This is a genomic window from Streptomyces sp. NPDC059832, from assembly GCF_042731715.1.
GTDB lineage: Bacteria > Actinomycetota > Actinomycetes > Streptomycetales > Streptomycetaceae > Streptomyces.
On sequence record NZ_JBHWIY010000004.1, the window covers coordinates 293,467 to 317,158 of the forward strand.

21 protein-coding genes are annotated in these 23,692 nt (G+C 71.2%); 13 read left to right on the plus strand and 8 right to left on the minus strand.

The genetic code is table 11. The features are described 5' to 3' along the window. Window positions 1–122: 122 nt before the first annotated feature. Window positions 123–1,601 (minus strand): helix-turn-helix domain-containing protein, encoded by a 1,479-nt coding sequence (locus tag ACFV8T_RS09210; protein WP_385326245.1) that lies wholly within the window; start codon window positions 1,599–1,601, stop codon window positions 123–125. Window positions 1,602–1,937: 336 nt separating this feature from the next. Here ACFV8T_RS09210 and dnaN point away from each other — a divergent pair, with 336 nt between their 5' ends. Beyond that, window positions 1,938–3,083 carry a DNA polymerase III subunit beta gene (gene dnaN, locus ACFV8T_RS09215; protein ID WP_385325963.1) on the plus strand — a complete coding sequence of 382 codons (1,146 nt, stop codon included), beginning with the start codon at window positions 1,938–1,940 and terminating at the stop codon, window positions 3,081–3,083. A 77-nt stretch (window positions 3,084–3,160) separates the two neighbouring features. Beyond that, window positions 3,161–3,991, plus strand: a complete 831-nt coding sequence (locus ACFV8T_RS09220) for a phosphotransferase family protein (protein ID WP_385325965.1) — start codon at window positions 3,161–3,163, stop codon at window positions 3,989–3,991. Between the two features lie 98 nt (window positions 3,992–4,089). Here ACFV8T_RS09220 and ACFV8T_RS09225 read toward each other — a convergent pair whose 3' ends face one another. From ACFV8T_RS09225 to ACFV8T_RS09235, 3 genes are all read right to left on the minus strand, one after another. Further along, window positions 4,090–6,078 carry an Ig-like domain repeat protein gene (locus ACFV8T_RS09225; RefSeq protein ID WP_385325967.1) on the minus strand — a complete coding sequence of 663 codons (1,989 nt, stop codon included), beginning with the start codon at window positions 6,076–6,078 and terminating at the stop codon, window positions 4,090–4,092. 142 nt (window positions 6,079–6,220) lie between these two features. Then, complete coding sequence (locus tag ACFV8T_RS09230) at window positions 6,221–6,331, minus strand: DUF397 domain-containing protein (RefSeq protein WP_385326247.1); 111 nt, start codon at window positions 6,329–6,331, stop codon at window positions 6,221–6,223. 59 nt (window positions 6,332–6,390) lie between these two features. Further along, window positions 6,391–8,268 (minus strand): serine/threonine-protein kinase, encoded by a 1,878-nt coding sequence (locus ACFV8T_RS09235; protein ID WP_385325968.1) that lies wholly within the window; start codon window positions 8,266–8,268, stop codon window positions 6,391–6,393. Window positions 8,269–8,550: 282 nt separating this feature from the next. Here ACFV8T_RS09235 and ACFV8T_RS09240 point away from each other — a divergent pair, with 282 nt between their 5' ends. The 3 genes from ACFV8T_RS09240 (at window position 8,551) to ACFV8T_RS09250 (ending at window position 11,543) form a co-directional block, all read left to right on the plus strand. Then, window positions 8,551–9,915 (plus strand): aspartate aminotransferase family protein, encoded by a 1,365-nt coding sequence (locus tag ACFV8T_RS09240; protein WP_385325970.1) that lies wholly within the window; start codon window positions 8,551–8,553, stop codon window positions 9,913–9,915. Window positions 9,916–10,033: 118 nt separating this feature from the next. Continuing rightward, entirely contained in the window at window positions 10,034–10,780 is a 747-nt protein-coding gene (locus ACFV8T_RS09245; protein WP_385325971.1) for a GntR family transcriptional regulator, read from the plus strand. A 112-nt stretch (window positions 10,781–10,892) separates the two neighbouring features. After that, window positions 10,893–11,543, plus strand: coding sequence for a hypothetical protein (locus tag ACFV8T_RS09250; protein WP_385326248.1), 651 nt, complete (start codon window positions 10,893–10,895; stop codon window positions 11,541–11,543). 96 nt (window positions 11,544–11,639) lie between these two features. Here the strand turns inward: ACFV8T_RS09250 and ACFV8T_RS09255 are convergent, their stop codons facing one another. Next, complete coding sequence (locus ACFV8T_RS09255; RefSeq protein ID WP_385325972.1) at window positions 11,640–12,419, minus strand: SLATT domain-containing protein; 780 nt, start codon at window positions 12,417–12,419, stop codon at window positions 11,640–11,642. A gap of 357 nt (window positions 12,420–12,776) precedes the next feature. Here ACFV8T_RS09255 and ACFV8T_RS09260 point away from each other — a divergent pair, with 357 nt between their 5' ends. The 3 genes from ACFV8T_RS09260 (at window position 12,777) to ACFV8T_RS09270 (ending at window position 14,563) form a co-directional block, all read left to right on the plus strand. Then, window positions 12,777–13,112 (plus strand): YbaB/EbfC family nucleoid-associated protein, encoded by a 336-nt coding sequence (locus ACFV8T_RS09260; protein ID WP_072487886.1) that lies wholly within the window; start codon window positions 12,777–12,779, stop codon window positions 13,110–13,112. Between the two features lie 60 nt (window positions 13,113–13,172). Further along, the gene (gene recR, locus ACFV8T_RS09265) at window positions 13,173–13,772 is read left to right on the plus strand and encodes a recombination mediator RecR (protein ID WP_266417409.1); all 600 of its coding nucleotides are present in this window, start codon (window positions 13,173–13,175) and stop codon (window positions 13,770–13,772) included. 131 nt (window positions 13,773–13,903) lie between these two features. Next, complete coding sequence (locus ACFV8T_RS09270) at window positions 13,904–14,563, plus strand: DUF5063 domain-containing protein (RefSeq protein WP_114245295.1); 660 nt, start codon at window positions 13,904–13,906, stop codon at window positions 14,561–14,563. 92 nt (window positions 14,564–14,655) lie between these two features. Here ACFV8T_RS09270 and ACFV8T_RS09275 read toward each other — a convergent pair whose 3' ends face one another. Continuing rightward, on the minus strand, window positions 14,656–14,838 hold the full coding sequence (locus ACFV8T_RS09275) for a hypothetical protein (protein WP_385325974.1): 183 nt from the start codon (window positions 14,836–14,838) through the stop codon (window positions 14,656–14,658). Window positions 14,839–15,072: 234 nt separating this feature from the next. Here ACFV8T_RS09275 and ACFV8T_RS09280 point away from each other — a divergent pair, with 234 nt between their 5' ends. The 4 genes from ACFV8T_RS09280 to ACFV8T_RS09295 all read left to right on the plus strand — a co-directional run bounded on the left by ACFV8T_RS09280 (window position 15,073) and on the right by ACFV8T_RS09295 (window position 19,688). Further along, on the plus strand, window positions 15,073–16,344 hold the full coding sequence (locus ACFV8T_RS09280; protein ID WP_072487889.1) for an aspartate kinase: 1,272 nt from the start codon (window positions 15,073–15,075) through the stop codon (window positions 16,342–16,344). Further along, window positions 16,341–17,405, plus strand: a complete 1,065-nt coding sequence (locus tag ACFV8T_RS09285; protein WP_385325976.1) for an aspartate-semialdehyde dehydrogenase — start codon at window positions 16,341–16,343, stop codon at window positions 17,403–17,405. The genes ACFV8T_RS09280 and ACFV8T_RS09285 overlap by 4 nt, the downstream gene beginning before the upstream one ends. 358 nt (window positions 17,406–17,763) lie before the next feature. Beyond that, window positions 17,764–18,339 (plus strand): SigE family RNA polymerase sigma factor, encoded by a 576-nt coding sequence (locus ACFV8T_RS09290; RefSeq protein WP_266417417.1) that lies wholly within the window; start codon window positions 17,764–17,766, stop codon window positions 18,337–18,339. A gap of 119 nt (window positions 18,340–18,458) precedes the next feature. After that, a complete protein-coding gene (locus ACFV8T_RS09295; protein WP_385325978.1) occupies window positions 18,459–19,688 on the plus strand; it encodes a hypothetical protein in 1,230 nt (409 codons plus the stop codon). A 108-nt stretch (window positions 19,689–19,796) separates the two neighbouring features. Here ACFV8T_RS09295 and ACFV8T_RS09300 read toward each other — a convergent pair whose 3' ends face one another. Both ACFV8T_RS09300 and ACFV8T_RS09305 read right to left on the minus strand, forming a co-directional pair. Further along, window positions 19,797–20,696, minus strand: coding sequence for an SURF1 family protein (locus ACFV8T_RS09300; RefSeq protein ID WP_385325980.1), 900 nt, complete (start codon window positions 20,694–20,696; stop codon window positions 19,797–19,799). Window positions 20,697–20,822: 126 nt separating this feature from the next. Beyond that, window positions 20,823–22,751 (minus strand): S9 family peptidase, encoded by a 1,929-nt coding sequence (locus tag ACFV8T_RS09305; RefSeq protein ID WP_385325982.1) that lies wholly within the window; start codon window positions 22,749–22,751, stop codon window positions 20,823–20,825. Between the two features lie 70 nt (window positions 22,752–22,821). On the opposite strand from ACFV8T_RS09305, the gene ACFV8T_RS09310 reads away from it, so the two are divergent. Continuing rightward, window positions 22,822–23,670, plus strand: a complete 849-nt coding sequence (locus ACFV8T_RS09310) for a class I SAM-dependent methyltransferase (protein WP_385325984.1) — start codon at window positions 22,822–22,824, stop codon at window positions 23,668–23,670. The last annotated feature ends 22 nt before the right edge of the window (window positions 23,671–23,692 follow it).

Here is a 23,692-nt window from a genome sequence, read left to right on the forward strand (position 1 = left end):
AACGTCGAAACCAAACCGGATCCCAGACTGGGCGCGCTACCAAAACGCACCAACACCTAAGGGTGACACCCCCCCCCAGGCGGGCCCCCCGCCGCCCCGCCCACCCCCCCCCCCTCTCCGGTTCACCGGGCGGTGTCCGCTCCCGTGACGTCCAGGGACCGGAAGGCGAGCCACAGGTCGTAACGGGCGCTGGGCGCCTGGAGCAGTGAGCGGCCGAGCACCGATTCGAGCCGGGTGAGACGTTTGCGTACCCCCGGCACCGAAATGCCCAACACTTCAGCTGTCGGGGTGAGTTGGGCCTCGCAGTGGAGCCAGGCGCGGAGGGTGTCCCGCGGGTCCGTGGCGCTCCTGGGAGTGTCGGGCTCGGTGAGCGGGCGCAGTTGCTGGGCCGCCCATTCCCGTACGGCCGGGGTGCGCAGGATGTCGTCCAGGCCGAGGGGCGGCCGAGCCATTTTCTCGTCCCGGCGGGCCCTCGCGGTCCCGGTGGGGGTGGCGCGGATGCGCAGGGCCAGGTCGAGGGCGGCCTGGTCGCCGACCCGGTTCAGGTCGAGGCCGAGCAGTTCGCCGATCAGCCGGAGCCGGGCGGCCAGGGTGTTGCGGTGGATCTTCAGATGCAGGGTCGCGTGCGAGGAGAACGCGAGCCAGGAGGCGAGCGTCGCCGCGAGCTCCTGGCTGCCCGGGTCCTGGCCGCGCCGCGGCAGATAGGTGAGCAGCGGGTGCAGCAGCTCGTCCGCCCACCGTGCGCCGTCCGCCCCTGCGGCCACGGCCGGATCCGGCGCCGAGCCGAAGCGGGCATGCCGGTCCGGCAGCCCACGGGCCACGGCCAGTGCGTGGAACGCCTGCCGGTAGCCGGTCGCGGTGTCGGGCAGCGGTACGTCCTCGCTCACGCCCACGACGCACTCGGTCACCACTTCGGCGACCCGGAGGCCGAGTCGCTGTTCGGCCGCGTCCGCGTCCGCCGGCACGACGAGGATCAGATGGCGCGCGTAGACCGGGCACCGGACGATCCAGGACCGGCCGCCGGAGAGCTCCGCGCAGATCCGCGCCACCTCGTCCCGGCGGCCGCTCGGGCACTCCACGACATACAACCGGACGGGGTCGGGCAGCGTGGGCTTCAGGGCGCCCGCCACCTGGTGCGCGATGGACAGCTGACCCGTCATGAGCAGATGCAGCACCGCTTCCCTGCTGCGGGACTCCGCGAGGTCGACGCGGCGCCGCTTGCGTTCCACGGCCTCCGCGGCCCAGCACATGGCGAGCGGCATCGCCACGTCGGAGAGCAGGATGGCGAGCCCGTCCGGCAGCGGGCGCGGTGCGACCACGGCGAGGATCGGGGCGGCGGCGTCCGGCGGGCCGTCCAGCGGGAACAGCAGCGCGGTGTGCGGGCCCCGGTCGAAGGCGAAGGAACGCGCGTCGAGCCCCGACAGGCCCTTTGCGTACTCGCCCGCCATCGCGGCCGACTCGACGCCCGTACCGTCCGCGCTGCGGGTCACGCCGTGCAGCACGGTGCCGTCCCCGGCGAGCAGCCCGGCCCAGCCCGCCGCCCGGCCGGACACCCAGTGCAGAAGCTCCCGGGATCCGCCCGACCGGGCCAGCCGGTACATCCGCAGTACGTCATCGGCCCGTTCCCGCGCGTGCACAGATCCTCCACTCCTGCCCAAAAACCGGAATGCAGGCTACCGGTTTGATTGTGCGGACTGATACCTGCCACGGCCCACACAGTGCGAATTGAAGCTTCCGGGTACCTACCCGAGGACCTAGAGTCCGAACACGGTTGCGGCACCCTCGGGGGAGGGGTAGGGGGCGACAGCAGCGGCTCACGGGGGTGGCCGCTGTCGCGTCGGCCGCAACCGTTCTTCTTCTTCCGTTGTCAGTGGCGGCCCCTAGTGTCGGCTCGCGATCACGACCGTGATCGGAGTCGACCGGGAGAGGCCGCCGCCATGGAGTTCCGCATTGAGCGCAGCGCACTGACCGATGCCGTGGCCTGGGCCGCCCGGGTGCTGCCCACACGCTCACCCGTTCCGGTGCTGGGCGGGCTGCTGCTGGAGGCGGCCGACGGCCGGCTGCGCATCTCGGGGCTGGATTACGAGGCGTCCGCCTGTATCGAGGTGGAGGCGGAGACCGTACGGGCCGGGAAGGTGCTGGTCATGGGCCGCCGGCTGCTCGATGTCTGCCGGGTGCTGCCCGAGAGGGTGGTGGAGTGCGCGGTCGAGGGTTCACGGTTCTCGCTGGCGAGCGACGGTGCCCGGTTCGGCCTCTCGGTGCTTCCGTTCGACGACTACCCGGCACTGCCGTCGCTGCCAAAGGTGCTCGGTGAGGTGGACGCGGACGAGTTCGCGGCGGCCGTCGCCCATGTGGCGGTGGCAGCGGGCCGGGACGACACGCTGCCGACCCTGACCGGCATCCGGCTGTCCCTGGACGGCGACACGATGACGCTCGCCGCCACGGACCGCTACCGGTTCGCGGTGCGCACCCTTGCCTGGAAGCCCGGCGCGGCCGGTGGCGCGGACGGTGTCCCGGCCGAAGTCTCGGCCGATGTCGTGGTCTCCGCCCGCAGGCTCACCGAGATCGCCCGCTCCTTCGGCCGGGGCGGCATGGTCCGGCTCGCGCTGGACGGCGGCTCGGCCGGTTTCGAGCTGGCCGGGATGCGTACGACGGTGCGTCTGCTCGACGGCCGACTGCCGCGTCACGACAAGCTGTTCGCGATGACCGGCGCGGTCACGGCGGAGACGGACCGGGCGCCCCTGGTCGAGGCCGCCAAGCGGGTCGCCGTGGTCGCGGAGGGCGGCAGCCCGCTCCACCTCGCCTTCTCCGACGGCTCGGTGCTGCTCCAGGCGGGCTACGAGGACGACGTCGCCTCCCAGCGACTGCCCGCCGTCCTGGAGGGCGCCGACGAGTTGACGGTCGCGTTCAACCCCGCGTATCTGATGGATGCCCTGGGCTCGTTCGGCACCCCCGTGATCAGGTTCGAGCTGATGGGTCCCGGCCAGCGGGCGATGGTCACCGGCCGGACGCCCGGGGCGGACGCGGAGAGCTCCCGCCCCGCCCACCAGCACCTGCTGATGTCGGCCAAGCCGCTGGTCTGAGGGGTGGGGCCGGTCCTTCCGGGACGGCAGCCCCTGAGAAGTGGGCCGCACGCGCCCCGCTTGGCAGGATCGACGTCATGAACTCTGAGCGGTGGAGCACCCATGTGGTCGAGATCCGCGGTGACGAGGTGACGAAGCGGTACCGGAAGGGCGACGTCCGTGCTCTGCTCGACCGTGAGTGGCGGGCCCTGACCCTGCTGGATGCTCATGCGCCGGGCCTCGCCCCCGCACCGATCGCCGTCGATCGCGACGCCGTTCCGCCGACGGTGGTGATGTCACGGGTGCCGGGGGTTCCGCTGCGGGGATCTCCGGTGGACGCGGAGCGGACGGCGGCGATGGCCGAGACGCTCGACGCGTTGTACGCGGCGGTTCCGTACGACCGTCTTGCCCGGGTGCCGATGCGTCCGGACCACCAGGCCGGGCTGATCGCCCGGCTGCGCACCTGGCACGGTCGGGGACCGGGACCGGCTGCCGCAGCGGTGGTCCGGGCGGCGCTGCGCGAGGGCATGGCCTGGCTGGACCGGTCGGGCCTCGCCGCCGGACCGGACGTCCCCGGTGCACCGGTCTTCGGCCCCGGTGACGGGAACCTCGCCAACTACCTCTGGGACGAGCACGCTTCCCGGGTACGGGTGGTCGACTTCGAGGACTCCGGCCGCAGCGACCGCGCCTTCGAACTTGCGGAGATCACCGAGCATGTCTCCGGCTGGGTCGACGGAGGTTTCGACGCCACGGCCTTCCTCGACTGTTTCGATCTGACCGCCGAGGAGCGCAGCCGTCTGCGGGAGTGCCGTCGTCTGCTCGCGCTGACCTGGTTGTTCATCCTCTCGTTCGAAGATCCCGCGCACCGCAGGAACCCGCCCGGTACGGCTGAGGGACAGGCAGGCCGGCTGCGTGAGCTGCTGGGCTGACCGGCGCGGGCGGAGGACGGCGGGTACGGGTGCGGGGCCGGGCGATCCGCCCGGCCCCGCACGCCTGCCGTCCGCTCGTGGGCCGGCCCGCTGCCCGGCTACTTCGTGAAGATGAAGTACTGCCAGGCGCCGTGCGTGGTCGAGTTCACCGTGTCGCCCGAGGTGCCCTTGACGTACGAGGCGCGGACGCGCATCCGGTAGCCCGTGTCATGGGTGCCGGTCAGCGTCACGATGGACTTCCCGCTGGTGCCGAGCTTGAAGTACTGCGAGCCCGCGTCGTACCACTTGCCCTGGTAGTAGATCTCCAGGGACAGCTTGTGCGAGCGGTTCTTGTAGTACGTCATCGTCGTCGTGAAGACCGGGTTGGTCTTCTTGTGGAAGTACCGGTACGGCGTCTTGCCGATCTTCGCCGTCTTGTACTGCTTGGCGACGGAGGTCGAGACCTTCACCTTGGCGAACGCGGTCGACGTGACCTTCTTCGAGGTGTACCGGCCGTCGCCCTTGAAGATCGCGGTGACGGTGGTGTCCCGGGTCATGTCGACCGTGGTCGACAGGTTGCCCTTGGAGTCGACCTTGCCGGTCTTCACCAGCTTGTTCGGCTTGTCCGGCCCGAACGGGTCCACCCACAGCTCGACGGTGCGGTTCTTGTACGTCTTGCCGAGGTGCGCGGTGAACGACACATCGGCGCCGTAGGAGTACAGCGCCTTGTTGTGGTTCAGGGTCAGCGAGCTGGCCGTCCGGGGCACGGCGACCTTGTCGGAGCCGGACGCCGCGGAGTGGGACGTGTCGCCCGCGAACGACACCTTGTACGTGACCTGGCCGCCCGCGGTCGGGGTGTCGGTGAAGGAGAAGCTGCCGTCCGACTTGAGCGTCACCGGGGGCAGCGCCTTGCCCTTGGGCGACTCGATGTCGGTGCGCGTGACCGTGGCCTTCGAGCCCGCCGGGAACGAGCCCGCGGACTTGACCCGGCCGGTGACGGTCAGCTTCTTGTTGAGCGCCGACTTCTCCGGGGCGTTGACCGTGACGGTGGTCGCGGACTTCACGGCGTCGGTGAGCACCCGCAGCGAACGGACGCCCGCGCTGTTCTCGGTGACCGCGAAGAGCCGGCTGGTGTCCGGCGCCCAGGCCAGCCCGGCCGGAACCAGGAGGTCCGATCCGCTGCTGGTACCGGTGTTGGGGAAGTCGTACGTCCGGATCGGCTTGGTGGTGTCCTGCTTGTAGATGTACACGTCCGGCTCGTAGGAGCCGTCGATGCCCGCGGCGACCGTGCCGTTCGGCGCGATGTCCACGGCGTTCGGGTACGCGTCGGACGGGTACGTGGTCCCGGGCGTGAGGTCCGAGGTCCGGTAGGCCTGGTGGTGGTACGGGTAGCCGCTGGCCACCACGACCTGCTTGCCGTCCGGGCTCAGCGCCAGGTCACGCAGGTTGCCCCCGTCGGTGGAGATCTGCGCGGTCCGCGTCGCCGTCCCCGAGGCGACGTCGTACACGGCCAGCTGGGTGGGGCTCTGGCCCTCGATGCCGGCGGCCAGCGTGCCCGGCGCACCCGGCGCGGACGCCAGGGTCGGCGCCGCGTACCAGGTGCGGTTCGGCTCCTGGTCCAGGGTGATGACCGGCTCGGCACCGGTGAGGTCGAGCGACCCGATGTTGCCCTCGGCCGCCGCCCCGTAGCCGAACCAGAGCTTGCCGCCCGCCAGCGCCGGGTAGGCGGGCTTGGTGTTCGTACCGGTCGCGTATCGGGCGGACTCCACCAGGGCGGAGGTGTCGATCGCCGCGATGGCGTCGGCGCCGCGCACACCCGCGTACAACGTGCCGGAATCGGCGGACAGTTCGAGACCGGTCACGCCCGGCAGCGACGGGATCGTACCGACGACGTTGCCGCTGTAGTCGGTGGCGAGGACCTTGCCACCGGTCGGGTCACTGATGAAGACCCGCTTGTGCACGCCGTCCGCGACGACATCGCCGACGGAAGCGGCGGGAAGGATCTTGCTGGAGTCGGCAGCGGCCGGATTCGCCGCCCCGCCGACCAGAACCACTGAGCTGAAGAGGACCGCGAGCGAGGTCGCGGTCGAGATTCTGCGCGTACGCAAAATGATTTACCCCCACGGTAAGAGAGGGCCGCATGGCACCCAGAGACGAGAGAGGGGTGCGGCCCAGGAACGCAGGGTATGTCATGGCGTCCACAAGTCGTACACATTTGCGGGGCCGGGACGCTCCCGACCCCGCAAATCGTCAGTTCGCCCAGGTGAGGAGGGTCGACCAGGCGCCGGGAGCGACCGCGAAAGTGGGGCCCTCGGGCACCTTGGAGTCCCGGACGTGGATGGCGTGGGGGCAGGCCGCGATCTCCGGTGGGGATCGGTCTCACGGTGCGCGGCCTGATCCGACCGGCCCGTCCGGTCCGCTCAGTCGTCCTTCGTGTACGTGAGCTGCTCGCCGCTGTCGTTGTTCTCGCGGCGCAGGGTGCCGTCCGGGAGCAGGGTGAGCGTGGTGGCCCCGCCCGCCGTGCAGGACGTCATGGGTTCGCCCACACTGACCGTGGAGGGGCCGACCTCGACGGGACCGCCCGGGGACGGCTCGGCGATCAGGGTTGCCCGGAAGACGCAGTGGTAGGAGCCACCGGTGTCGAGCGGACCGTCCGCGGTGAGGGTGAGGACGCTCCGGCCGACCGCGCCCTGCTGGATGACGAGCTTCCGGGTGGAGTGGCCGGCCGCGTTGTCGATGGAGCCCGACCAGGTGCCGAGGTAGCCGGACGGGATGGGGCCGTCGCCGTTCTTCCGGCCGTCGGTGGGGGAGGAGTCCGGCGATGACGGGTCGTCGTTCGCCCGGGAGCCCGACGAGGTGTCCGGGTGGGTCGGGGAGTCGGTGGCGGACGACGTGGGACCCGGCGTCTTGCCGTTCATGAGCGCGTAGACGGATCCGCCCGCGCCTATGGCCACGAGCACGGCGACGGCGACGAGCGCGATGGACGAGCCCCTGCCGCGGCGGGCGGGCTCGGGCTCGGGCTGCGGGGCGGCGGGGTAGGCGGGGCCGTACGGGGGCGTGGCGCCGAATCCGGACTGAGGCTGCGGCTGTTGGTACGGCTGTTGCTGCTGTGGTGGATATCCGTACCCGGCGTGGTTCTGCTGGGGACCGAAGCCCTGGCCGGGGTGCGGCTGGGCGGGCAGCGGCGGGTAGCCGTAGGCGGGGGCCCCGTGCGGTGGGGCGGGCGCGGGGGACGGGGGCGGAGGGTCCGCGAGCTGCGTGGGCACGGGGCGGTCCGAGGGGGCCGCGGGAGGCGTGGGCACCGGGGGTCTCTCGTCCGGTACGGGGGCCTGTGCGGCCGTCGCCGTCTCCTCCGCCGCCTCCTCCGGGTCCTCGGAGTCCAGCAACTCCACGGCGTGGCGGCCGAGTTGGGCGATCAGTGCACCCGGGAGCCAGGGTTCCGCCATGTCTGCGCCGGCCAGGCGCGCCAGGATCGCCTCCGTCGTCGGGCGGGCGGCCGGGTCCTTCCGCAGGCAGTCCCTGACCAGTTCGACGAGGCCCACGGGGACGCCGGTCAGGTCCGGGTCCTCCTGCGCGATCCGGAACATCTGCGCGTGCGCGCCGCTGTCGGACGCCCCGAACGGGAACCGGCCGGTCGAGGCGTACGCCAGTACCGAGCCGAGACAGAACACGTCGCACGCCGGGGTCACCCGCTCGCCCCGTACCTGCTCGGGCGCCATGAAACCGGGCGATCCGACCAGGGCCCCGGTGCGGGTCACACCGCCGTCGGTGACGGTGTCGAGTGCGCGGGCTATACCGAAGTCGATGACGCGCGGTCCGTCGATCGTCAGCAGGATGTTGGAGGGCTTGAGATCGCGGTGGATGAGCCCGGCGGCATGGATGGCCTGGAGGGCGTGGGCGAGACCGGCCCCCAGGATGTGGACCGAACGCTCGGGCAGGGGGCCGTACGCACCGGAGGCCGCGCCCTCGGGGGTGCGCGAGCGGCCGGTGACGGTGGCGTGCAGCGAGGGCCCGGCGACGTATCCGGTGGCGACCCAGGGCACGGCGGCCTCGGTGTCCGCGTCCAGCACGGGGGCGGTCCAGGCGGAGCCGACCTGGCGGGCGGCCCGTACCTCGTGGCGGAACCGGTCGCGGAACTCCTGCTGTTCGGCGAGTTCGCCGCGTACCAGCTTGATCGCGACGGTACGGCCGCGGTCGGACCGGGCCAGATAGACCTGGCCCATGCCGCCCGCGCCGAGGCGGCCCAGCAGCCGGTACGCGCCGATGGCACGCGGATCCTGTGGCGTCAGGCTCTGCATGGCGCTGAACGTCCTTCCCCCGGGAGTGAACTGAGCGGTTCCTGGCGTGGCTCGCTCGATCATAGGGATCCACGCAGCGCGCGGCCGGGCCGGTTGCGGGTTCGGGGGTCTTCGTGGGTTCCGGGCGTCCGGGGCACGTCGGAGGCGGACCGAGGGGGCTCGTCGGCGGGGCGCGGGTCCCGGCCCCGTGTGCAGACAACCCGACACCCTGCCCACCAGAGCGCGCCACGCCATACAAGGTGGCCATGTCGGGCCGCTCCCGGCGCGTCCTACGCTCGCCGCATGACCCCTCATGCCCCTCATGTCGACCCCGCCGCCGGTGCGGCCGTGAAGGCCGCCGACCGCGCGCACGTGTTCCACTCCTGGTCCGCCCAGGGTCTGATCGACCCGCTCGCCGTCGCCGGCGCCGAGGGGGCGTACTTCTGGGACTACGACGGCAACCGCTATCTGGACTTCACCAGCGGCCTCGTCTACACCAACATCGGCTACCAGCACCCCACCGTCGTCGCCGCGATCCAGGAGCAGGCGGGCAAGCTCGCCACCTTCGCCCCCGCGTTCGCGATCGAGGCGCGCTCCGAGGCCGCACGCCTCATCGCCGAGCGCACCCCCGGTGACCTGGACAAGATCTTCTTCACCAACGGCGGCGCCGAGGCCGTCGAGAACGCCGTCCGGATGGCCCGGCTGCACACCGGCCGTACGAAGGTGCTCTCCGCCTACCGCTCGTACCACGGCGCCACCTCCACCGCGATCAACCTGACCGGCGACCCGCGCCGCTGGCCGTCCGACAACGGTTCGGCGGGCGTCGTCCGCTTCTGGGCACCGTTCCTCTACCGCTCGCCGTTCCACGCCGGGACCGAGGCCGAGGAGTGCGCCCGCGCGCTCCAGCACCTGGAGGACACCCTCGCCTTCGAGGGCCCCGGCAGCATCGCCGCGATCATCCTGGAGACGATCCCCGGCACCGCGGGCATCATGACGCCGCCGCCCGGCTATCTCGCGGGCGTCCGCGAGATCTGCGACCGGTACGGCATCGTCTTCATCCTCGACGAGGTCATGGCCGGTTTCGGCCGCACCGGCAAGTGGTTCGCCGCCGACCACTTCGACGTGGTGCCGGACCTGATGACCTTCGCCAAGGGCGTCAACTCCGGTTACGTACCGCTCGGCGGTGTCGCGATCTGCGCCGAGATCGCCGCGACCTTCGAGACCCGCGCCTACCCGGGCGGACTGACCTACTCCGGTCACCCGCTGGCCTGCGCGGCCGCCGTCGCCACCATTCACGTGATGGAGGACGAGAAGGTCATCGAGAACGCCGCGCACATCGGCGAGACGGTTCTCGGCCCCGGCCTCCGCGAACTCGCCGAACGCCACCCGTCGGTCGGCGAGGTCCGCGGCCTCGGCGCGTTCTGGGCGCTGGACCTGGTCCGCAACAAGGAGACCCGCGAGCCGCTGGTCCCGTACAACGCGGCGGGCGAGGCCAACGCGCCGATGGCGGCCTTCGGCGCCGCGGCCAAGAAGAACGGCCTGTGGCCCTTCATCAACATGAACCGCACCCACGCCGTTCCGGCCTGCAACGTCACCGAGGCCGAGGCCAAGGAGGGCCTCGCGGCCCTCGACGCGGCGCTGTCGGTCGCGGACGAGCACACAGCGTGACCCGGGTCCGCGCGGCCTGATGGCGCGGACCGGTGGTGTGCGCCCCTCCCCTGCCCGGATCCGGGCACAGCGGCCCTGGCTTAAGGTGACCGCAGGCGAAAAAATGGGGAGGGGCGCCATGTGCGCGAGCGGAGCTGTGACCCGCAGTACGCTGCGGCAGCAGATCGCGGACGCGCTGCGTGACGAGGTGCTCGCCGGGCGTCTGCAACCGGGGCGGGAGTTCACGGTCAAGCAGATCGCCGAGCAGTACGGCGTCTCGGCGACACCGGTGCGCGAGGCGCTCTTCGACCTCTCCGCGCAGGGGCTGCTGGAATCGGATCAGCACCGGGGCTTCCGGGTACGGGAGTTCACCGTCGCCGACTACCGGTCCCTGGTCGAGGCCCGCAGCCTGGTCATCGAGGGAGTCGTCCGCGGCGTGTTCCTCGGCGCCGGGCTCTCGACCGCGCAGCCGACGGCGTTCCGGGACTGCCTGGTCTCCGTGCGCCGCAGGGCCCAGGAGGCCGCGCGGGCGGCGCGGGGCGGCGACCTCGACATCCTCATCGGCTACGACCTGCGGTTCTGGCGCGAGTTGGGCGCGCTCGTGGGCAACGCGTACATCAACGACTTCCTGCACCGACTGCGCGTCCAGGCCTGGGTGTTCGCGGTGCCGTACCTGCGCCACGACGAGGCCGCCCGGGACTGGCTCTGGCACGGTCATCAGGATCTCGTCGCGGCGATCACACTCGGCGAACACGACGCGGTGCGCGCGGTGATGGACGACTACAACACCCACGCGCTGAACTGGGCGGACCGGCTCGCGGCCGGTGAGCTCGAACATCCGCGGCGCGGCGGGCAGGCCCCGGACCCCGGGGCACCGCAGTCGTAACCCCGTCCCGCCCCTCGCCGCCGACGGCCACTGTGCGCAACGCGCCCACCGCATTACGCTGTCCCGACCATCTTGAACGTTCCGATGCGCACCCGTGGGAGAGCGAGACTTCGTGGCCTGTGACCTGTGGCTGGTTCCCCTCGTCGATGTGCTGTGCCACAGCCCCGACAATCCGTTCGCCGAAGAGATAGCCGTCTACGACAAGGCGTTGGGCGAGGTCGGACTGCCGCCCGTCCCCGTGTACGCCTACATGCCGGGCCTGACGGGCGACGTCGCCCCGATCGCGGGCTTCGACTACGACGCCCTGCACTTCCTGCGCCGCGCCTTCCTGCTCCAGATCAGCGGCCTCGCCGTCACACCGGTCGGCGAACTGGGCGGGGACTACGAGCAGTTGCTGGAGATGTTCGAGGCGACGGCCCAGCAGTCCCACCTGGTCTGGCACTACGACCACGCCGGGGCGTACGTCCCGCTGGACTTCACCGTCCCGCTCTCCAACGACGACCTGCTGGAGGGCGGCGGCCCGCTCGGCTCCTCGCACGGACTGCTGCGGGAGCTGGAGTACGTCGCCCCGTCCATCGGCATCGACCCGGCGAACCCGCCGGCCGCCCCGCTGCCGCCCGCCGCACCGACCTCCGTGGAGGAACCGGCGGCCCCGATCCCGTACGACAACAGCCCGTTCGCCCGGGAGCGGCACGTCTGGCTGGGCCTGCACGCGGCGGCCACCCGCAGCCTCGCCCAGGGCTCAATGATCATCTTCAGCTGAGGGCCGTCCCGTAGTCCCTGGTGGATCGGGGATCACGGGACTGCCCTCAGCTCCGAGCGGCTTCGGCGCTTCCTGGGCGGCCGGGCGCCCCCGGGGTCACCGCGGGGACTCCGGGGGGCGCTGGCGCGGCATGTTCGGCCGGGTCATGGTCTGGAGCGGGAAGCGTCCCGACAGCACCCCGTGGTCCGAACGCCCGCCGCTCCCGCCGCCCGAGGACAGCGCCTGCATCCCCATCGGCGCCGGTCCGGCCCGGAACTCCACCATCCAGTCCGCGGTCTCGGTGCGCACGAGCTCCGTGACGTCCTCCGAGAACCGCCGCAGCACCCCCAGGCACCGCTCGGCCGCCTCGCTGGCCGTCCCCTCGGTCGGGCCGAGCACCTCCCGCACGCACTCCGACGCCCAGTCGAACTGGAGCACCTGAAGGCGCCGTTGCACGGCCTGGGCGGTGGCGAGATTCCTTATCCAGCCGGAGGTGAGGCCGAAGTACCGGTCCCACGCCATGCTCGCGGCACCCAGCAGCAGCGACAGATAGCCCCAGCCCGCCGCCCCGTGCAGCGCCCCGGTCAGATCGAGCAACGGCAGCGCGGCGCCCGCGACCGCCCCGGCCGCGGTGCTGATCCGCAGCGCCCTGGCCGCCCGGCGCTTCCACACCCGGTCGCTCAGGTACCAGTCGGCGGTGCGCAGCGCGTCGGCCTCGACCCAGCGGTACAGCTCGTCGAGGCGGTCGGCGGGTTCGCCCCAGTCGCCGAGCGGGAACGGCGCACCGGTCAGATCCCGGCCCCGTGTGCGGGAGTCCGAACCGGAGGTACCGGCCGAGCCGGCCGAACCGGGCTCGTTGCGGGGCGGCCCTTCGGGCTGCATCTCCGGCTGACTCACCGGGAACTCCTCTGCATTCTGCGTAGCGACGCCTGATGTGGCGATGTGTTTCGAGACGGCGGGGTGCTCACTGCTCTCCGGCGTGGCCGACAGTCCCGCGTGGGTAACCTTGCGTGACGGTCGGTGTGCCTGTGTGACCTGATGCGCATGCTCTTCCTACCGCCGAATGGTGGGCCATGGGGTAGAAAACGCGGTATTCCCGGGTGCGCCGGGCCTGTGATCAGGTATAGGAGCCCGGCAAGGACTGCCTGAAACTCACCCGAAAGAGTTGCCCGCCAGTGAGTGGGGCGCGCTGCCCGGCGACCACGTAGGCTCGGCGTACCGAAACATTTTGTCGTCGAATTGCCAGGAGTGACCGTGATTCCCGGTGGTGGTCAGCCCAATATGCAGCAACTGCTGCAGCAGGCCCAGAAGATGCAGCAGGACCTCGCCGCGGCCCAGGAGGAACTGGCCAGGACCGAGGTCGAGGGTCAGGCGGGAGGCGGTCTCGTGAAGGCGACCGTGACCGGCTCCGGCGAGCTCCGCAATCTGGTGATCGACCCGAAGGCCGTCGACCCGGAGGACACCGAGACGCTCGCCGACCTCGTCGTCGCCGCGGTCCAGGCGGCCAACGAGAACGCGCAGCAGCTCCAGCAGCAGAAGCTGGGCCCGCTGGCCCAGGGCCTGGGCGGCATGCCCGGCCTTCCCTTCTGACCCCGCTGGATCCTCCGGCGCGGCTCACCCAGGACAGGACAGGAAAGGAAGGCGTTCCCGTTGTACGAAGGCGTGGTTCAGGACCTCATCGACGAGCTGGGCAGGCTGCCCGGCGTCGGTCCCAAGAGCGCGCAGCGGATCGCCTTCCACATCCTGCAGGCCGAGCCGACCGATGTGCGCCGCCTCGCCCATGCCCTCCTGGAGGTCAAGGACAAGGTCCGGTTCTGTTCGGTCTGCGGCAATGTCGCCCAGCAGGAGCAGTGCAACATCTGCCGGGACGCGCGCCGGGACCCGTCGGTGATCTGCGTGGTCGAGGAGCCGAAGGACGTCGTCGCGATCGAGCGGACCCGTGAGTTCCGGGGCCGGTACCACGTGCTCGGTGGCGCGATCAGCCCGATCGAGGGCGTCGGCCCGGACGATCTGCGCATCCGCGAACTGCTCGCCCGCCTCGCCGACGGTTCGATCACGGAGCTGATCCTGGCGACCGACCCGAACCTGGAGGGCGAGGCCACCGCGACGTACCTGGCGCGGATGGTCAAGCCGATGGGCCTGCGGGTCACCAGGCTGGCCAGCGGCCTGCCGGTGGGCGGCGACCTGGAGTACGCGGACGAGGTCACCCTGGGCCGCGCCTTCGAGGGGAGGCGCCTGCTCGATGTCTGACGCCTCCACGTCTCCCGATGTTCTTCCGGTGACCGTTTCCAGGACCGTTCCCGCGACTCACGGCGGCTTTACGTTCAGCGACGCTATGTTCTACTCACCGTTCGCGACCGTGCCCACGGGAGGTCCCCTCGATGTCTGACGCCACGCTGAACTCCGTCACGCAGGACCCGGACGACTTCGCCGTCCAGATCGCCGACCAGATCAAGACGTTCATCGTCGCGGTCACCGAGGTGTCCAAGGTCGAGGAGCCCGAGGAGGCCGTCCCCGTCCTGCTGCTCCAGATCTCCCAGCTCCTGCTGGCGGGCGGCCGGCTCGGCGCGTACGAGGACATCGTCCCCGACGAGCGCTACGAGCCGGACCTGGGCGCGGAGCCGGACGCCGACGGCCTGCGCGAGCGGTTCGCCGCCCTGCTGGAGCCGATCGACGTCTACTCCGAGGTCTTCGACCCGTACGAGCCCCGCAAGGCCCCGGTCCCGGCCCGGATCTCGGACGACCTGGCCGACCTGGTCACCGACCTGCGCCACGGCCTGGCCCACTACGAGGAGGACCGCACCACCGAGGCCCTGTGGTGGTGGCAGTTCTCCTACTTCTCCAACTGGGGCTCCACCGCCTCCGCCACCCTGCGCGCCCTCCAGTCCCTGATCGCCCACATCCGCCTCAACCAGCCCCTCCAGGAACTGGACGGCCTGGACACCGACTCGGAGACCGTCGACGACGAGCTCGCCGAGGAGGCCGGCCGCGTGATGGCCGAGGAGATCGCGGGACCACTGGGGCTGCGACCGGTGCAGTAGGCACGGCCGGCGGTCCGCTCACCCCCGTCGCACCGCAGGTCACCGTCGCGCATGAAGCCCGGCCGGGTGCCGTTGTCCGCGCGGGACACGCGTCACAGTTCGTCCGCGCCCGCGTGGATCGGGGCGTCGGCATGGGTGGCGAAGCAGGTGCCGCCCGCGTGGGCGGGGGACGCGGTCAGGGGGAGCGTGGCGAGGGCGAGCAGCAGGGGCGGCGCCGCGCGGCGGCTTGTGCAGGGCGGGACCTCCGAAGGGCGGATGGTCTGGTTCCGGTCCACGCTGGAGGCGGAGGGCCGGTGAATCGTGAAACCGGGCCGCCAGGCGTGTGGGCTGAGCCACATACGGGAGTGCGGGCCTGTCCGGCGGGCAACAGACCTGTACGAGCGGTCCGGGGCGACACGCCGATGATCACGTGCTGAGCGGGACATCTCACCATGTGGTATCAGCGGGGCGTTTCCGGACTGCTCGTTAAACTGAGTCGACCGCAGTAATGGACTGAGCGAGGAGCGCACGTGGGCCTTGTCGTGCAGAAGTACGGAGGCTCCTCCGTAGCCGATGCCGAGGGCATCAAGCGCGTCGCCAAGCGAATCGTCGATGCCAAGAAGAACGGCAACCAGGTGGTTGTCGTGGTGTCAGCGATGGGCGACACGACGGACGAGTTGATCGATCTCGCCGAGCAGGTATCCCCGATCCCTGCCGGGCGTGAGTTCGACATGCTGCTGACCGCCGGAGAGCGGATCTCCATGGCCCTGCTGGCGATGGCGATCAAGAACCTGGGCCATGAGGCCCAGTCGTTCACCGGTAGCCAGGCGGGCGTCATCACCGACTCGGTCCACAACAAAGCGCGCATCATCGATGTGACGCCGGGCCGTATCCGTACGGCGCTGGACGAGGGGAACATCGCGATCGTCGCGGGGTTCCAGGGTGTGTCCCAGGACAAGAAGGACATCACCACCCTCGGCCGAGGCGGGTCCGACACCACCGCCGTCGCGCTCGCGGCAGCGCTGGACGCCGAGGTCTGTGAGATCTACACCGATGTGGACGGTGTCTTCACCGCCGACCCGCGGGTCGTGAAGAAGGCCCGGAAGATCGACTGGATCTCCTTCGAGGACATGCTGGAGCTGGCCGCGTCCGGCTCCAAGGTGCTGCTGCACCGGTGCGTGGAGTACGCACGCCGCTACAACATTCCGATCCACGTCCGCTCGTCCTTCTCGGGACTGCGCGGAACCTGGGTCAGCAACGAGCCGCAAGGGGACCAGAAGGTGGAGCACGCGATCATCTCCGGAGTCGCCCATGACGTCTCCGAGGCCAAGATCACCGTCGTCGGCGTGCCCGACAAGCCGGGCGAGGCCGCCGCGATCTTCCGCACCATCGCGAACGCGGAGATCAACATCGACATGGTGGTGCAGAACGTGTCCGCCGCGTCGACCGGTCTGACCGACATCTCGTTCACGCTGCCGAAGGCCGAGGGCCGCAAGGCCATCGACGCCCTGGAGCGCAACCGCGGCAGCATCGGCTTCGAGTCGCTGCGCTACGACGACCAGATCGCGAAGATCTCCCTGGTCGGCGCCGGTATGAAGACCAACCCGGGAGTCACGGCGGGCTTCTTCGAGGCGTTGTCGGACGCCGGCGTGAACATCGAGCTGATCTCGACGTCCGAGATCCGCATCTCGGTGGTCACCCGCGCCGACGACGTCATCGAGGCCGTGCGCGCCGTGCACACCGCCTTCGGTCTCGACAGCGATTCCGACGAGGCCGTCGTCTACGGGGGCACCGGCCGATGACTGCGCGCCGTCCTTCGCTCGCGGTCGTCGGAGCGACCGGGGCGATCGGCGGCGTCATGCTCCAGATCCTTTCGCAGCACGCGGATGTCTGGGGCGAGGTGAAGCTGATCGCCTCGCCGCGTTCGGCCGGTCGCAAGCTGGTCGTGCGCGGCGAGGAGAGCGAGGTCCTCGAACTCACCGAGGACGTCTTCGACGACGTGGACGTGGCGCTGTTCCTGGTGCCCGACGTCGTCTCCGCGCAGTGGGCGCCGATCGCCGCCGCCAAGGGCACGGTCGTCATCGACGACTCCGCCGCGTTCCGGCTGGACGCGGACGTTCCGCTGGTCGTGCCCGAGATCAATCCGCACGCCGTACGGATCAGACCGCGCGGCATCGTCGCGAGCCCGAACTGCACGACGCTCGCGCTGATCGTCGCCGTCGGTGCGCTGCACGCCGAATTCGGTGTGCGGGAACTGGTCGTCTCCTCGTACCAGGCGGTGAGCGGGGCGGGCCGGGACGGCGTCGCGGCGCTGCGCGAACAGCTGTCGATGGTCGCCGGTACGGAACTGGGCACGAAGCCCGGGGACGTACGCAGGGCCCTGGGGGACACGGAAGGCAGCCCCTTCGCCGCCCCGGTGGCCCTCAACGTGGTGCCCTGGGCCGGGACCGAGGCCGGGGACGGCTGGTCGTCGGAGGAACTGGCGATCCGCGAGGAGTGCCGCAAGATCCTGGACCTGCCGGGCCTGCGGGTCGCGGCGACCTGTGTGTACGTACCCGTCATCGCGACGCACTCGATGTCCGTGCACGCCCGGTTCGAGAACGAGATCGCGGTCGACCGGGCCCACGAGATCCTGGCGACTGCGCCGGGCGTGGTGCTGTACGACAGTCCGGCGGCGGGGGACTTCCCGACACCGTCCGACGTCGTCGGCACGGATCCGACCTGGGTCGGGAGAGTGCGCAGGTCATTGGACGATCCCCGGGGTCTGGAGCTGTTCGTCTGCGGCGACAACCTTCGCAAGGGGGCGGCGCTGAACGTGGCTCAGATCGCCGAGTCGGTGGCCGCGGAGTTTCCCCGGTCCTGATCGAACCTGTTTTGTACTCTCTGTGAATACTCTGTGAGTAAGTTGAAGCCCTCAACCTCTTGAGCTGGGGTGTCGCGGTATCCGACGATGACTTTCGGCCTGCTGCAACCACTGGCCGGGGAGTGCGCGTCTATGCGGTCACCTCTGGCGCGGCGGGGCGCACATTCGGGGTATTCGGGGAAGAGCAGGTACGTATGAGGGCATGTCGCACAGCGCCAAACGCGATGCCGCGCGCGTACAACCCTGACGGGGGGAAACGTGTCCAACTGGCGTGGCAGAGGTTCTCGATATCACAGTGGTGGGCCCCTTGCGCGGCGCTTCGGTGCGTCCGCTCCGACGGCCCCGCGCACCCGGCGGTATGCCGGTGATTGCGCCCATGCCCGCTGCGCGTCCCGCACGGCTGCCCTCGCAGCGCGAGGGCGCTGAGGAGGGCGTGGCTGCCGGAACCACCGTCGACCACCTCACCGAGACCTATCGCGCCCACTACCGGTCGTTGCTCGGTCTCGCAGCCCTGCTCCTGGACGACACGGCCTCCTGTGAGGACGTGGTGCAGGAGGCGTTCATCCGGGTGCACTCGGCGCGCAACCGGGTACGGGACCCCGAGAAGACACTCGCGTATCTGCGCCAGACCGTCGTCAACCTCTCGCGCTCCGCGCTGCGGCGCCGCATCCTCGGGCTGAAGCTGCTCTCCAAGCCCATGCCGGACATGGCGAGCGCGGAGGAGGGCGCGTACGACCAGCTGGAGCGGGATGCGCTGATCAAGGCGATGCGGGGGCTGCAACGGCGCCAGCGGGAGGTACTGGTGCTGCGTTACTTCGCGGACATGACGGAGGTCCAGGTGGCCGAGACGCTGGGGATATCCCTGGGCTCGGTCAAGGCCTACGGCTCCCGCGGGATCGCGGCACTGCGCGTCGTGATGGAGGCGCAGGGATGAGCCGGCGCGACCGCGAGTACGAGAACGGCCCCGAACGTGAACACGGCTCCGAACCTGAACACGGCCTTGAACGTGAGCATCGGCGCGAGCGTCGGATTGACCGGACTGGAAACGGAATTGTGAACCACGGGCCGGAGAATGCCTCACGGGTGAACCGGGACGCGGACGCGGCCGGGCCGGCCGGGCCGGCCGTGGCTGATGAGGCTGATGGGGGTGCTGAATCTGCCGGGGCGGCCGAGACCGCTGAGCTCGGCAGCCTGAGCAGTCTCTTCGGCCCGGGTCCGGACTCGGGCCCGCACGGTGGCCCGGGGGCCGGTGGCGGTGCGGACCTCGACGAGGTCGCGCTGCGCCGCATGCTGCGCGGCGCCGTCCGGAACATCGAGCCCACCGACGGCACGCTCGACCATCTGCAACGCGCGGTTCCCGTCCGGCGCGCCAAGCGGCGGCAGGCCGTGGTCGGCCTGGCTGCCGCGGCGCTGCTCATCGGCACCGCGGTCCCCGCCTTCGTCCATGTCGCGAACTCCGATGGTTCGAACACCGCCAACCCCGCGATAGCCGGGCACGGCGAGCAGGCGCAGGGCGGCAACGGCAGCGACACCGGCTCGCAGCCCGGCGACAAGAACAGCGGCGGCAACGCCGACGGGCAGGCCGATGGTGGCCGGAGCCAGCCCACGAGCACGAGCAGCCCCTCCGACAGCCGTGGCCAGGGTGCCGACGGAAACCTGTCGGGCGGGGGCGCCGGCCCGACCAACCCCGCGATGGCCTCCATGCCGATCTGCGACCCGGAGCAGCTCGGTGTCGCCTCGGCCGAGACCGGTGCGGCCGGTGCCGACGGCACGGTCTACGGCACCTTCCGGATCGCCAATGTCTCCGGCACGGACTGCTCGGTGAGCGGCAGCGGCAGCGTGGGCTTCCAGGCGATCGGTGCGGCCGACCCGGCCAGGATCGCGGTTGTCCAGCACACCGCGGGCGACGCGGCGGCCGGGCTGCCCGACCCTTCGCAGGAGCAGGGGACGGTGCTGCTGAAGCCGTCGATGGCGTACGAGGTGAAGTTCGCCTGGGTGCCGAAGGACACCTGCCCGACCGTGGGAAGCTCGCCGAGCCCGTCGCCGACCGACGACGCGGGTGGCGCGAGTGGCGCCACGGCTGCCGGTACCGGGACGGGAAGCGGCGACGGGACGGCGGAGACGGTCACGCAGTTCGGCAGCGAGGACGGCGGCGGGACGCAGGACGGCAGCGTCGCCGTGATGCACACGCCGGAGGCCGGGGCACCGGTCGCGGAGACGAAGATAGCCAACGCCTGCTCGGGCACGATCTACCGGACCGGGGTGCTGGCTCCCGCGTCCTGAGGCCGTACGACGTATGACATGAGGGGCCCGCCGGTCGATCGTCGAACCGGCGGGCCCCCTCATGTGTGCGGTGTCCTGCGTCTGTGTGCCTGTGCGCCTGCGCGTGTCTCAGACGGCTCCGGTGCCCACGGCGTCCTTGCCTGACTCCGGCTCGGGCTCGGGTTCTGACACGGGCTCGGACCCAGGATCGGGCTCTGCTTCCGCTTCCGCGAGGAGGCCCAGTTGCAGGTCGCGCGCCGCTTCGGCCTCGCGGCGGACCAGCCGGAACCACATGAAGAGCACGAACCCGGCGAAGACGAACCACTCGCCGGTGTAGCCGAGGTTCTGGAAGGCCTTCAGGTCGAGCCCGGTGCCCTGCGCCGCGGTGGCCGGTACGGGGCGCAGTGCGCCGGCCGCCTTGTCTCCTGAGCCGGTTCCGGCACGGGCACCGGCACCCGCCCCAGTGTCCTGGAGCGTCACCCATGCGTCGTAGACGTCGTACGGGACGAGGTTGACCAGGGACGCGGCGCTGATCATGCCCAGCTGGCCGTCGGGGAGCCCGCCCGCCGCGTCGACACCCGCGGTGCCGGCGTTCTCGGACGCCTGGAGGTCACCGGTCACCGTGACCTCGCCGGTCGGCGCGGCGGGCACGGCGGTGCCGCCGGGCTTGCCGGGCAGCCAGCCGCGTACCACCGGCAGAGCCTTGCCGCTGTCCGTACGGAGCATGTTCAGGACGTAGAAACCGCTCCTGTCGTCCAACTTCCGTCCGGGCACCAGGAACTGGTCGGCGTACCGGCCGGTCGCGGTGGCGGGGCGGCCGGAGGTCACCGTGTCGACGGGCAGCAGGTCGTCGATCGGCTTGGCGGCCCTCGTGCCCGGAGCGGGCTGCTTCTCGGCGGCGTCGTGCGTCTGCACGCGGTCCTCGAAGCGGCCGAGCTGCCAGGTGCCCATGAACACGCAGAACGGGATGGCCAGCACGACGAAGAGGTTGATCCCCCACCATCGCGGGGTCAGCAGGAACCGGTACACCCCTCCACGGTACGGTCCCCGCTCCGGTTGCCCGGAGCGGGGTGCCGACTGACGCCCGTGTCCCCGGCTCCATGCCGGCATCGTGCCGGCTTCGTGCGGGAGGAACGGGCGCCGTCCGCCTGCCCGCTACGCGCCGGACGGGGCCGTCGCCGGGGCCAGGTGGCGCCGGGCGAAGTCCAGTTCCAGGCGGACCTGCTTGATCCGCTCCTCCACGACGAGCGAACCGTGTCCCGCGTCGTACCGGTACACCTCGTGCACCGCGTCCCGGTCCTTCAGCCGGTCGACGTAGTTCTCGACCTGGCGGATCGGGCAGCGCGGGTCGTTGACGCCCGCCGAGATGTAGACCGGCGCCCGGACCGCGTCGACGTACGTCAGCGGGGACGATGCCTCGAAGCGCTCGGGAACCTCCTCCGGCGTGCCGCCCAGCAGCGTGCGGTCCATCGCCTTCAGGTCCTCCATCTCGTCGTGGTACGCCGTGACGTAGTCGGCGACCGGGACCGCCGCCAGGCCGAGGGCCCAGTCGTCCGGCTGCGTACCGAGGCCGAGCAGGGTCAGGTAGCCGCCCCAGGAGCCGCCGGCCAGGACCAGCTTCTCCGGGTCCGCGAGGCCGGACTTCACCGCCCACTCCCGCACCGCCGCGATGTCCTCCAGCTCGATCAGGCCGACCCGGTGCTTGAGCGCGTCCGTCCAGGCGCGGCCGTATCCGGTGGAGCCGCGGTAGTTGACCCGGACGACCGCGTAGCCGTGGTCCACCCAGGCGGCGGGGCCGGAGGCGAAGGCGTCGCTGTCGTGCCAGGTCGGGCCGCCGTGGATCTCGAAGACGGTCGGGAACGGCCCCTCGGCCGGGGCGGCGGGCCGCTGCACGAGTGCATGGACCCGGCCCCCGGGTCCGTCCACCCACACGTCCTCCACCGGCACGGACGCCGGGGCCTTCGAGCCGGGCGGATCGAGCACCACCGCACCCGAGGTGGACCGGATGACGGGCGGCTGCGCGGCCGAGGACCACAGGTACTCCACCGTGCCGTCCGGCCGGGCCGTGGCACCCGACACCGAACCCGCGGGGGTCTCCACCCGGACGGGGGCGCCGCCCGCCTCCGGCTCGTACCGCCACAGGTCGCTGCGGGCCTCGAAGCCGTGCACGATCAGCAGCGCGGAGGCGTCCGGATACCACTCGGCGACCACATCGCCGGGCAGCTCGATCGCGAGGTCCGTCTCCTCGCCTGTCGTCGGATCCCAGATCATCGGCTCCCAGCGGCCCCGCCGCTGATGCCCGACCAGGAGCCGCGTGTCCCCGGCGACGGGGGCGAAGCCCAGCACGGACAGGCCCAGCTCCTTCGTACCGCCCTCGGTGTCGTCCAGCTCGGCGACCGTCGTCCCGTCCGGCCGCACCACGCGCAGCGCGGAGTGCATCGCGTCGCCGTGCTCGGTGTGCTCCAGGGCGATCAGCGTCCCGTCATGGCTGAGATCGCCGACGCCCGCCGACTCGCGGTGGCGGTAGATCTCCACGGGCGCCGCCCCCGGCCGTACGACATGGATCGTCGTCCCGTCCTCGTCGGTCGAGCGGCCGACCACCGCCGTGCCGTCCCGCCCGATCGCGAGTCCGGCCGGGTACGAGGGGCCGAGGCCGGGCGTCGCCGGTTCGTCCACCGCCGCGCCCGGCTCGCCGCCCTTGTCGTCGTTGAACGGCTGGCGCATCCACACCCCGAACTCGTCGCCATCGGTGTCGCTGAACCACCAGACCGACTCCCCGTCGGGTGTCAGCACTCCGTCCGTCGTGCCGTTCGGCCGGTCCGTCACCTGGCGCTGCTCGCCGGTGGCGCGGTCCCATGCGTACAGCTCGTACGTGCCCGTCGCATTGGAGACGAACAGCGCGCGGTCGGGTGCGTCCTCCGCCCAGTCGGGCAACGACACCCGCGGCGCCCGGAAGCGCTGCTCCCACACCGGTGCGGAAGCGGCTGCCTGGGTGGAGCCGGAGCCGGAGCCGGAGCCGGAGCCCGGTGCGGAGGCGGGGGCCTGGGCGGAAGGGGCCGTCGTCGAGCCAGTGATCTCAGTCATGTCCCCCATTCTGCGTCGGAACGCCGACAATTCGTTCGCTTCGTCCGCAGCCTGTGGATAACCTCCCGGCATGCATGCATCGACCCCTGCCGACCGGCCTGCCGACTGGCACGAGGCAAACCGCGCGCACTGGGACGAGCGGGTCCCCATCCACGCCATGAGCGACTTCTACGACCTCGATTCCTTCCGCGCCGGGAAGGACGCCCTGCGCGAATTCGAGCTCGCCGAGGTCGGGGACGTCACGGGCAAGTCGCTGCTGCATCTGCAGTGTCACATCGGCGTCGACACCCTCTCCTGGGCCCGGCACGGCGCCGCACAGGTCGTCGGTCTGGACTTCTCCGAACCGGCCGTCGAGACCGCGCGCGCCCTGGCCCGCGAGCTCGGGTTCACCCAGGACCGGGCGGCGTTCGTCGCGGCCGACGTCCACGACGCCGCGCAGGCAGTCCCCGACTCGTCGTACGACATCGTCTACACCGGCATCGGCGCGCTGAACTGGCTGCCCGACACCCGCCGCTGGGCCGAGACCGCCGCATCGCTCGTGGCGCCGGGCGGCTTTCTCTATCTCGCGGAGTTCCATCCGATGACGGACTGCCTCGACGACGCCACCGGGACGAAGGTCGAGCACGACTACTTCAGCCGCGATGCCTGGGTGGACGAGACGCCCGGCACGTACGCGGACTTCGACGCGCCCACCGTCCACAACCGCAGCGTCGAATGGCAGCACCCGATCGGCGAGGTGGTGTCGGCGCTGGCCGCCGCCGGACTGCGGATCGAGTTCCTGCACGAGCACGACGCCTCGCTCTTCGCCCGCTTCTCGGAGCTGGAACGGCAGAGCGACGGTTTCTATCGCTTCCCCGCCGACCGGCCGCGCATCCCGCTGATGTACTCCATCAAGGCGTCGAGGGCGGCCGATTCCTGAACAAGGGGCGATTGTCAGTGGT